The organism is Collinsella sp. AF37-9 (genome assembly GCF_003475115.1).
Taxonomy (GTDB): Bacteria; Actinomycetota; Coriobacteriia; order Coriobacteriales; family Coriobacteriaceae; genus Collinsella.
Map to the genome: position 1 here is coordinate 1 of NZ_QROQ01000043.1, position 10,300 is coordinate 10,300.

Genomic DNA, 10,300 nt, shown 5'->3' on the forward strand with positions numbered 1-10,300 from the left:
GTTCCGCTATGCGGTTGTCAATTTGCGAAAGAAATTATGCGTCACCCGCCTTAACTGGGATTGTTGTATATAGTCCGTTGGCTTTTATACAACAATCCATGACTTTTTTTGTCATGGATACGAAGACGCTTCAGAAATCATTCGGCATGAGATGCAAAGAGCTCCGCGCTGGACTCGGGTGCAGCCAAGAGCAGTTCGCCAATTTGATTGAGATGGATCGTTCCTACTACGCGAGCATTGAAGTCGGACGAAGAAATGTCAGTCTTTCAAACCTCTGTAAAATTGCCAATGGATTCAACATGTCAATTGCTGCGCTGATGACTGGTGTCACCGATACAACGGATTGGTCAATCAATCAGCGAACGCAGTGAGCGAATCAATCGACGGCGTAGCCGGCGGCAAGGTCACGGCACGTGACCGCGCAGCGAGCTCCGCGAGCGAAGGGGGGCAGCATCGCTGTCCCCATTCTTTATCGACGGCTTAGCCGGCGGCAAGGACACGGTACGTGGCCGCGCAGCGAGCTCCGCGAGCGAAGGGGACGGCATCGCCGTCCCTATTTCTTTATAATCTATTTCTCTATTAATTGGTTTCACCAAAATGGGTATGACACAAGCTTCTGAACAGGCTTTTTATCAGAGAATTCAAAGCTACCGAATCATCAAAATGGTGAAATTTTTTACCCAAAAGAGGGAAGCGCTTCACCAAAATGGAACCGACTAACGGCTGTTGAAAACTTTTTATCCCCAAAATGGTGATTTCCTGTTTTCAGTGGAAAACTCGGTAAGTTAAATTATTTACTTACCAGATTTACAAACAAAAGCAGTTCTTAACCCTAAAACCAGAACAGGCCAGAAGCAAAATTAACTCCTGACCTGCGATTTTTCTGGTGCCCCCGGGCGGATTCGAACCGTCGACACCCGCTTTAGGAGAGCGGTGCTCTATCCCCTGAGCTACGGAGGCATGTTGTACTAGTGTAGCAGATTTGCGCCACTACCATGCAGCGCATAGCCACTCTTCGAGATAGTCGTCTGCGACGTTCTTTAATGACTAGTCGTTTAAGAACGTCCCAGGCGACTAGTCGCCTTTATGGAAGAGGCTTTTGATGACGGAGGGGATGCTCTTGGCGCCCTTAGCCGTCACATCGATAAAGTCAGGCGAACGCACGAGCTTATCCTCGTCAACGTACTTGCGGACCGCACGAAGTGTCTCTTTGTCATCGCGCGTCGAAAACGTAAAGTGACCATTGTCCTTGGTGAAGATGGCAAAACGCGTAATCTTCTTGGTGCCGCGCAAAACCTCGGCGGCAATATAGTCGACCTCGTCCCACGGGATTTGGATATAATCCTCGGGATTACGCTCGTTATAGTACTCAAACGCCTTATTGCCCACCATCACGTTACCGTGACTGGTAAGCCCCATCAGGCAGGTTGCCGGCGTTGCCAGATCGACCGTGCTGTTCTGAGATTGCGCCATACGCGCCTCGCCCTCCAATAAAAACAATCGGACCGCATCCAGTGTACCCACCGGGTGCGGTCCGTTTCAATGGCTCAAAAGCCCTTGCCTAGCAACTCTCGGTCTTAAGCCGAAGCGTGCTTACATGAAGCCGCAGACGCGACCGATGATGCCGACGGCGAAGAGAGCCAGGATGATGACGATCGGGCTGACCTTCTTCTTGAGGAGCTTGCAGACCAGAAGGGTCAGGCACACGGCGGCAAGGCCGGGGATGAGCTGATCGAGGTTGGCCTGAAGCGTGGTGACCTTCACCGGGTCGAGTGCGTTGGCACCGACAGAGCTGTACATCGTCAATGCCTGCTTGATGCCCTCAGAACCGGCGGGCAGGTTGGCCCAGTCGATATAGGCGCCAGCGGACTGCGTGACCTTGGAGACGACCGGGGTGAAGGAGATGGACACCCAGCGCTCGACCAGGGCGCCGATGATGAACATACCCAGGATGGAAGCACCCTCGGTGACCTTGCCCATCAGACCGCCGGAGAGGTCCTTGGCGATGGAGGAGCCGACCTTGTAGCCAAACTCCTGCGTGTACCACAGGAAGGCGTAACGGATGATGTTCCACGCGAAGAAGAACAGCAGCGGACCGGCGATGCTGCCGGACAGGGCCAGGGAAGCGCCCAGTGCACCCAGAATCGGGCGAAGGGTGAACCAGAAGGCGGGGTCGCCGACGCCGGCGAGCGGGCCCATCATACCGACCTTGACGCCCTGAATGGCGACGTCGTCAATCGGAGCACCGTTGGCGCGCTCCTCCTCGAGGGCGAGGGTAACGCCAATGACGGGGGCGGAAACATAGGGGTGGGTGTTATAGAACTCCAGGTGGCGCTTAAGAGCGGCAATCTGGTCATCCTTGCTGGTGTAGAGCTTCTTGATCGCAGGGATCATTGCGAAGCACCAGCCGCCGTTCTGCATACGCTCGTAGTTCCACGAGCCCTGAAGGAACTGATGACGGAAGCAAACCTTCTTACGGTCAGCCTTGGTGAGCTGAATCTTGTTCTCTGCCATATGTATCACTCCCCTCCTACTCGTAATCGTTCAGAATGTCGCCGAGCGGGTCACCGGAGCCACCGCCCATGCCGCCACCCTGCTTGGCCAGATCCTTAAGGCCAAGGTAGATGAGGGCAAGGGAGATGCCGATGAGGCCAAGGGCGATCAGCGTGAGCTGAGGGATGGCAGCAAGGACAAAGCCGAGGATGAAGAACGGCCAGGTCTCCTTGGTGGCCATCATGTTGATGACCATGGCGTAACCGACGGAAGCGACCATGCCGCCGCCGACAGCCATGCCGCCGGACAGCCAATCGGGCATAGCGTTAAGCGCGTTGGTAACGGCCTCGGCCGGGATGATGCACAGAAGTACTGCCGGGATGGCGATACGAACACCCTGCATGAGGATGCCGGCGTACTGCCAACGCTCGATGCCGGCGAAGTCGCCCTTCTCGGCGCAGGCGTCCATGGCGTGAACCATAGCGGTAGCCAGGGTACGGCAGATCATGGTCAGGAACAGACCAGCGACCGACAGCGGGACGGCGACGGCGATGGCGGCGGTAACGGCCTTGGCCGAATCGGTGGCGCCACCGTTGAGGGCGAGCACCATGATGATCGAAGAAGCGACCGAGGCCAGAGCGGCGTCAGGCGCGACGGCGGCGCCGACGTTAGCCCAGCCAAGGGCCATCATCTGGAGCGAACCGCCCAGGAGGATGCCCTCCTGAAGGTGACCGGTTACGAGACCGATAAGCGTGCATGCCACGAGCGGCTGATGGAACTGGAACTCATCCAGAATGCCTTCCATACCGGCAAGCAACGCGACAATCGCAACAAGCAGAATAGTGATTGCAGACATGTATCGGACCCTCCTTTACTATGCTTGAGCGGCCAGTTCGGCCTTAGCTTTCTTCAACATGGCGTCGAGATCCTCGGAGGAATCCGAAGGAACCTTGCGGACCTCGAACTTGACGCCCTTGGCCTTGAGAGCCTCGATGGTCTTGACATCGTCATCGCCCATAGCGACAGCGTTAGTGACGACGACCTTGCCCTTGGAGTGGGCCATGGAACCGATGTTGGCTTCCTTGATGTCGACGCCGGCCTCGATGGCCCTGAGCAGATCCTGCGGGTTCTCGAACAGCAGCATCGCCTTGGTGTCGCCAAAGCGCGTGTCCTTGACGACCTCGGCCATCTTCTTGATAGGCACGACGTTGGCGTGGACTCCCGGAGGGGCAGCCTGCTCGATCATGGTCTTGCGGAGCTCGTCGTGAGCAACGCCGTCGGAGACCACGATGATGCGGTTGGGGTTGATCTGCTTGGTCCACGTGGTGGCCACCTGACCATGCAGCAGGCGCGTGTCGATACGGACGTGGGCGATCTTGATGTGCCCGTCGCCGATCACCGTTCCCGGAGGAATGGCACCCGCAGGAGCAGCGGCGGCCGCAGCCGGCTTCTTCTCCTCGGGCTCCAGAGACTCGGGCTTGACGCGCACGCCGGCCTTAGCCTCAGTCACGAGATGTTTTGCGATCGCATGTGCAGTGTTCTTTGCGTCAAAGCGCTGCGAATATGCCTCGATGAGCATAGGCAGGTTGACACCGGTGACGATAGCCCAGGAATCGTGGCCCTCGATGAGCCCGCTGATCTGGTTGAACGGCGTGCCGCCCCACAGATCAACGAGGAAGAGCACCTGCTCCTGGTCCTCGAAGGAAGCGATTGCCTCCTCGACCTTGGCACGGAAGTCGTCGGGGCCCATGCTCGGCTCGAGCGAGACCACGGCAACAGACGGCTGATCGCCAAAGACCATCGAGCCCGTCTGCTTGATTCCAGCCGCCAAGTCACCATGGCTAGCAAGAACAATACTTACCATCACATAACCTCCTTTTTGTCTACGTAATTCCTACACGACAGTTATGGAGTATAGCTGCAAATACAGCAGAATTGTTTGAAAAACTGCAAAAGGTAGCATTATTTGTTTAAACGTCTTAATTTGTTACAAGTTGATTACATTCCAGCATCATTGGCTGATCTGCCGCTGATAACTGATACCCAACCAATACTTACACGACGGATATGCGCATGCTGTCATTATTACCGCTTTTAAACAGATGCAAACGTGCTGAGACTGAGGCTATTTCGTTTAAACAGCTATGCCTTGACTAATGGCGAGCGATATGCTCTAGCAAAGTAGTTATTGGGGACGTTCTTAAATGGCTAGTCATTGGGGACGTTCTTTTTCGACTAGTCGTTTAAGAACGTCCCCAACGACTAAGTTAGGCGATGTGGAGGGGGTTGGCGGCGTCGACGGCATCGGATAGGCCGTCGGGGGCAGCGTCTGTCGGGTCCTCGTCGGGGGTCTCGATCTGCTTGATCATGACCTCCTGGCCCTGCAGCAGATAGGTCTCGCCGCTACCGCAATGGGGGCAGGTCTTGCCGTGCTCGACCGTCGCGTAGTCGCAGCCGCACGCCTCGCAATGCGTCACGGCCTCGACAGGCTCCACAATAAGCTCCGCGCCCTGCGTGATAGGCTTTTTATCTGCCGCCCAGCGCCAAGCATCAAGCAGCAGATCGGGAACGACGCCCGAGACCTCGCCCAGGAGCAGCGTCACGTTCGAAACGCGACTCACGCCATTGGCGCGCGCCACATTCTCGACATCGCGAATGATGTGATAGACGATTCCTAATTCATGCACTTTTTCTTCCGCCGTTCTAACGAACGGCGGTCGACTTGACGCTGCGCGAGCCCCAGACGGACGATCTGCCTTTCAATCGTCGGGCATGGGCAAAAGCCCTATGCCCTCCTCTTTCAAGGCACCTCGCCACGCCTGGGACTCGCTCGCTGTCCAACCGTTCTCTGCGCCGTTCTCTTGTTTGTTGCGTTTTTTATTTCTTCCCAAATTTGATTTTGATCGCACGCTTCAAAGCGTACTTGCCCAGGCTGGGGAGCTTTTGCTCGTATTTGACCATCGTGGAGCACTCGGGGCGATCGCGATCCAGATGGATGGCATCGAACGCGCACTTGGTGGTGCACAGGCCGCAGCCGATACACTTGTTGGGGTCGACGATCGAGGCGCCGCAGCCCAGGCAACGGGCGGTCTCGGCGCGCACCTGCTCTTCGGTAAAGGTCTCGGCGTACTCGCTAAACGGCGCGGCCTTCTCGCGCTCGCGGTCCACATGGGCAACCTCGCGGCTCGCGTTGTCGTAGCTCTCGATCACGACATCGTCGCGGTCGAGCGCGGCGTAGCGGCGCTGGTTGCGGCCGATGGTGAGCGTGGAGCCCGGCTGCACAAAGCGATGGATGGACACGGCGGCCTCGTGACCGGCGGCGATGGCGTCGATAGCAAAGCTGGGACCGGTGTAGACGTCGCCGCCCACAAAGATGTCGGGCTCGGCGGTCTGGTACGTCTGCGGATCGGCAAGGGCACCCTGGCTGCGGCCGAGCTCCACCTTGGAGCCAGCCAGCAGGTCGCCCCACACAATGGACTGGCCAATCGACATGACGACACGGTCGGCATCGACACGGCGCAAGTCGTTCTCGTCATACTCGGGCGCAAAACGGCCCTCGTCGTCAAAGACACGCGTGCAGCGCTTAAAGGTGATACCGCACACACGACCGGCCTCGTCCAGGTGAATCTCCTTGGGGCCCCAGCCGCAGCTAATGTGCGCGCCGTCCTCAATGGCCTCGCGACGCTCCTCCTCGCTGGCAGGCATCTTGACCTCGCTCTCCAGGCAGAACATCTCAACGTGCTCGGAACCCAGACGGCAGGCGTTGCGCGCGACATCGATGGCCACGTTGCCGCCGCCCACCACGATGGTGCGCCCGGGCAGCGCGTCGATCTTGCCGCTGTTGACCTCGCGCAAAAAGTCGACGGCCACGGTCACGTCCTCGGCATCCTCGCCCGGAATACCGGCAAGGCGGCCACCCTGGCAGCCAATGGCCACGTAAAAGGCTTTAAAGCCCTGCGCGCGAAGCTCGTCGAGCGTCACATCGCGACCGACCTCCACGCCATAGCGGAACTCGGCGCCCATCAGGCGAATGACCTCGACCTCGGCCTCGATAACGTCCTTCTGCAGCTTAAAGCTGGGAATGCCGTAGGTGAGCATGCCGCCCGGGCGCTCGTTTTTCTCGAACACGACGGGCTTGTAGCCCTTCTCGGCCAGATAGAAGGCGCAGGACAGACCGGCCGGACCGGCGCCGATGATGGCGATCTTCTGGTCGAAGCCGCCGGCACGCGTCGGGGTCACCACAGGTGGGACATAGCGAGTCGCGGCATCCAGATCGCGCTGGGCGATAAACTTCTTGACCTCGTCGATGGCCACGGCCTCGTCCACGCGACCGCGGGTGCAGGCATCCTCACAGCGGCGGTTGCACACACGGCCGCAGATAGCGGGCAACGGGTTCTCGCGCTTGATGAGCGCCAACGCCTCGTCATAGCGGCCCTGCGCCGCGAGCTTCAAATAGCCCTGAACGGCAACGTGCGCGGGGCAGGCCGTCTTGCAGGGAGCGGTGCCGGACTCATGCGTCTCGATACGGTTGTCGTTGCGGTAGTTGGGCGACCACTTGGTGTGGTCCCACTTGGTGGCATCGGGCAGCTCCTGGCGCGGATACTCGGGCACCTGTCCGCCGGCCTTTTTGCTACAGAGCTTCTGGCCCAGTTTGGCGGCGCCGGCCGGACACACCTCAACGCAGCGACCGCAGGCCACGCACTTGTCCTTCTCGACCTTGGCGACGTAGGCCGAGCGCGACAGGTTGGGCGTGTTGAACAGCTGCGAAGTGCGCAGGGCGTAGCACACGTTGACGTTGCAGTTGCAGATGGCGAAGATTTTGTTCTCACCGTCGATGTTGGTGATCTGGTGCACAAAGCCGTTGTCCTCGGCCTGGCGCAGGATGTCGTAGACCTCCTCGCGCGTCACATAATGGCCGCGGTCGGTCTCGACCACGTAGTCGGCCATATCGCCCACGGCGATGCACCAATCGGCCGGGTCGTCGGCGCAGCCCTCTCCCATCACGCGACGGCTCGCGCGGCAGCTGCAGGTGCTAGCGGCATACTTACCTTCGTATTTGTCGAGCCAATGCTCGATATGCTCGATCGGCACCGAGGTGCTCGCGGCATCGATGGCCTTCTCGACCGGAATGACATGCATGCCGATGCCGGCACCGCCGGGCGGCACCATCGGCGTGGCCTTGGACAGCGGTCCCTTGGACGCCTGCTCAAAGAACTTGGCATAGACCGGATGCTCCTCGAGCTGGCTCACGCGCATGTTGAGGAACTCGGCGGAACCCGGCACCAGCATGGGCAGCACCCACTGCTTGGCGCGCTCGGGGTTTTCCCAGTTGTACTCGAGCAGACCCGTGTAGCTCATGTCGTCGAGCATTTTTTCGATATCGGCCTCGGGCATGCCGGTGAGCTTGACCATCTCGGGCAGCGTATAGGGACGGCGCATCTTCATCTTGCAGAGCACTTCGGCCTGCTCGTCGGTTGCGGCCTCGGCAAACGACCAGTACTCGTAGCCCAGCAGCTCGTCGCGGTGCAGCAGGCGGTTGGTGCAGTGCTCACACAGTTTGACGATGGCCTCGCGCGGATGCTCCGGTATCGGCGGCACGAACTCCGCGCCGATATCGGGCTCGGTATAGCTAATCCCCGGTCCGTTGAGAATCATAGTCGTCCCTTCTCTTGCCACAGCCCGGCGAGACCGCAGCGCCCCTCTTTTTTGCAGGCCGGGCATGCCCCCATGCCTTTCACCCGCCATTGTTGACATTGTGTCAAAAATAGTATTGACGAACCGTCAACAATATTCAAGACTGTTAGGCGAACGGTCAGGCAAAAGAGGATGAAAGGCGGCAAAACATGGGCAACAACGCAGCAGATATCTCTGTGGTCGATGCCGTCCCCGCATCCGATAGCGCGGCAAAACGCCTGACGGGCGACGAGCGCCGTCGCGAGATCCTCGCCGCTGTGCGCGCCGTGAGCGCCGAGCTTGGTGTGTCCCATCTTTCGGTATCGGCCGTGACCAAGCGGGCTGGCTGCACGCGTTCGCTGTTCTACCACTACTTTGCCGATATGGATGCCGCCGTCACCGCCGTTATGGACGAGGCAATCGACGGCTTTATCGCCGAGCTCGAGCAGTGGAACGCCAGCCGCACGGTTGGCGACATCGAAGGCGCACTCGACACCGTTGCTCCGCTCTTTAAGCGCCTGGTCGTGAGCGGCCACGAGTTGCCGAGCACGCTCACCTCGAGCAGCGGCGCGCTCTACGGCGGCTTTTTGCACAACGTGGTCCAGCGCGTGGCGCAGTATATCTGCGATACCACCGTGGTGGATTTTGTCGCCCATCATGAGCTACGCATCGACCATGTCTACGAGACGTTCTACACCCTCATTATGGGGTTGTTGATGTATATCCGCACGCACCCCGATGTGCCCGACGAGACGGTCAAGGAAATCATCGCCTCGACACTCCACATCGAGGGCTATACCGCCAAGTATCCGGAGCGCAAGCCCCAGAACTGACGACATTTGGCCAAACTGCCCGCGATCAGAAGAGGGGCCGCGGGCGTGTGAAAGGAGAGCAGCATGCTGTTCGATGTTTGGGGTAGCGATACCCTTATCCACTGGGCCGGCTGGGCCATGGTCTTTATTGGCCTGATCGTGCTCAACGAGATCGGCCGCCGCACCAAGCTGGGCGCGGCAATCATCTTTGGCGTGGCTCCGCTGGCCATGACCATCTACTGCGTCGCTATCGCCATCGGCGTTTCGCAGGGCGCCGAGTGGGCGCTCACCAACCCCACCCATGTGTACCAGAACAGCTGGTTCCACTACGCCAAGGTCTACGCGGCGTTGGCCGGTTGCTGGGGCTTCATCGCCATTAAGTATCAGTGGGGCAAGATCGGCAAGGCGCACTGGTTCCGCGCGTGGCCGTTTGTGATCGTCGCCATCAACATCATGATCGCCGTCGTGTCCGACTTTGAGAGCGCCTATCACTTCTTTGTCCTGGGCCAGTCCACTTGGGTCACCTCCGAAGGTGCTACGCAGCTTGCCGGCTGGAACAACGTGTTCAACGGCATCGCCGGTATCATCAACATCTTCTGCATGACCGGTTGGTGGAGCGTCTACGCCTCCGAGGACAAGACCGACATGCTGTGGCCCGACATGACCTGGGTCTACATCATCGCCTACGATATCTGGAACTTCTGCTACACCTACAACTGCCTGCCCGCCCACTCCTGGTTCTGCGGCTTTGCGCTGCTGCTGGCGCCCACCGTCGCCGCCTTTATCTGGAACAAGGGCGGTTGGATCCAGAACCGCGCCTTTACGCTGGCCATTTGGTGCATGTTTGCCCAGGTGTTCCCGTACTTCCAGGAGGAGTCCATCTTTGTGACCCACTCCACGCTCGACCCCAGCGCCGCTACTGCGGTCTCGATCGCCGCACTGGTCGCCAACATCGCCGCGATCATCTACATCGCCTACCGCGCCAAGAAGCTCGGCCGCAATCCCTACAAGCAGGATGTCTTTGAGGGCACCAGCGATTGGGAGAAGGCTACCGCTCGCCGCGCCAAGGTGGATTACGCACACGCCGAGTAACGCGCTCGCTGCCGTCCGCATTTGGATGTAGGCGCGTCTCTTTGGCTCCGTAATCTCGCGTTATGCGCAGCCCCCGGAAAGCAATTCGTTTGCTTTCCGGGGGCTTTTTGCTGTCGCGCGTGCATTCATGCACATATTCACAATGTATCGCGCAGATAAAATCGAATTTCCGACTGCACGCCAGGGTAGCGCGCAGAGATGTGGTGTAAGAGGCGGGGCATGCCCCGCCT

General features: G+C 59.1%; 9 protein-coding genes and 1 tRNA gene. 3 read left to right on the forward strand and 7 right to left on the reverse strand.

What is annotated here, in order from left to right:
* A partial coding sequence (locus DW024_RS09505; protein WP_233541372.1) for a helix-turn-helix domain-containing protein occupies positions 1-371 on the forward strand: 371 nt, incomplete at its 5' end.
* A 513-nt stretch (positions 372-884) separates the two neighbouring features.
* On the opposite strand, the gene DW024_RS09510 is transcribed toward DW024_RS09505, so the two are convergent.
* The 7 genes from DW024_RS09510 to DW024_RS09540 all read right to left on the reverse strand — a co-directional run bounded on the left by DW024_RS09510 (position 885) and on the right by DW024_RS09540 (position 8,148).
* Positions 885-960 (reverse strand) — tRNA-Arg (locus DW024_RS09510).
* A 114-nt stretch (positions 961-1,074) separates the two neighbouring features.
* Positions 1,075-1,473: a DUF956 family protein gene (locus DW024_RS09515; RefSeq protein ID WP_118377577.1), complete on the reverse strand. Its 399-nt coding sequence runs from the start codon at positions 1,471-1,473 to the stop codon at positions 1,075-1,077.
* A gap of 120 nt (positions 1,474-1,593) precedes the next feature.
* The gene (locus DW024_RS09520) at positions 1,594-2,514 is read right to left on the reverse strand and encodes a PTS system mannose/fructose/sorbose family transporter subunit IID (RefSeq protein ID WP_117564942.1); all 921 of its coding nucleotides are present in this window, start codon (positions 2,512-2,514) and stop codon (positions 1,594-1,596) included.
* 16 nt (positions 2,515-2,530) lie between these two features.
* Complete coding sequence (locus DW024_RS09525; RefSeq protein ID WP_117564943.1) at positions 2,531-3,349, reverse strand: PTS mannose/fructose/sorbose transporter subunit IIC; 819 nt, start codon at positions 3,347-3,349, stop codon at positions 2,531-2,533.
* An 18-nt stretch (positions 3,350-3,367) separates the two neighbouring features.
* Positions 3,368-4,357: a PTS sugar transporter subunit IIB gene (locus DW024_RS09530; protein WP_089573275.1), complete on the reverse strand. Its 990-nt coding sequence runs from the start codon at positions 4,355-4,357 to the stop codon at positions 3,368-3,370.
* A 403-nt stretch (positions 4,358-4,760) separates the two neighbouring features.
* On the reverse strand, positions 4,761-5,180 hold the full coding sequence (locus DW024_RS09535; protein WP_118377578.1) for a hydrogenase maturation nickel metallochaperone HypA: 420 nt from the start codon (positions 5,178-5,180) through the stop codon (positions 4,761-4,763).
* Positions 5,181-5,370: 190 nt separating this feature from the next.
* The gene (locus DW024_RS09540; protein ID WP_199576965.1) at positions 5,371-8,148 is read right to left on the reverse strand and encodes an FAD-dependent oxidoreductase; all 2,778 of its coding nucleotides are present in this window, start codon (positions 8,146-8,148) and stop codon (positions 5,371-5,373) included.
* Between the two features lie 188 nt (positions 8,149-8,336).
* Between DW024_RS09540 and DW024_RS09545 the strand changes: the two genes are divergently transcribed.
* A complete protein-coding gene (locus DW024_RS09545) occupies positions 8,337-8,999 on the forward strand; it encodes a TetR/AcrR family transcriptional regulator (RefSeq protein WP_117634468.1) in 663 nt (220 codons plus the stop codon).
* A 63-nt stretch (positions 9,000-9,062) separates the two neighbouring features.
* Positions 9,063-10,070 (forward strand): DUF5692 family protein, encoded by a 1,008-nt coding sequence (locus tag DW024_RS09550; RefSeq protein ID WP_117634470.1) that lies wholly within the window; start codon positions 9,063-9,065, stop codon positions 10,068-10,070.
* Positions 10,071-10,300 lie beyond the last annotated feature (230 nt).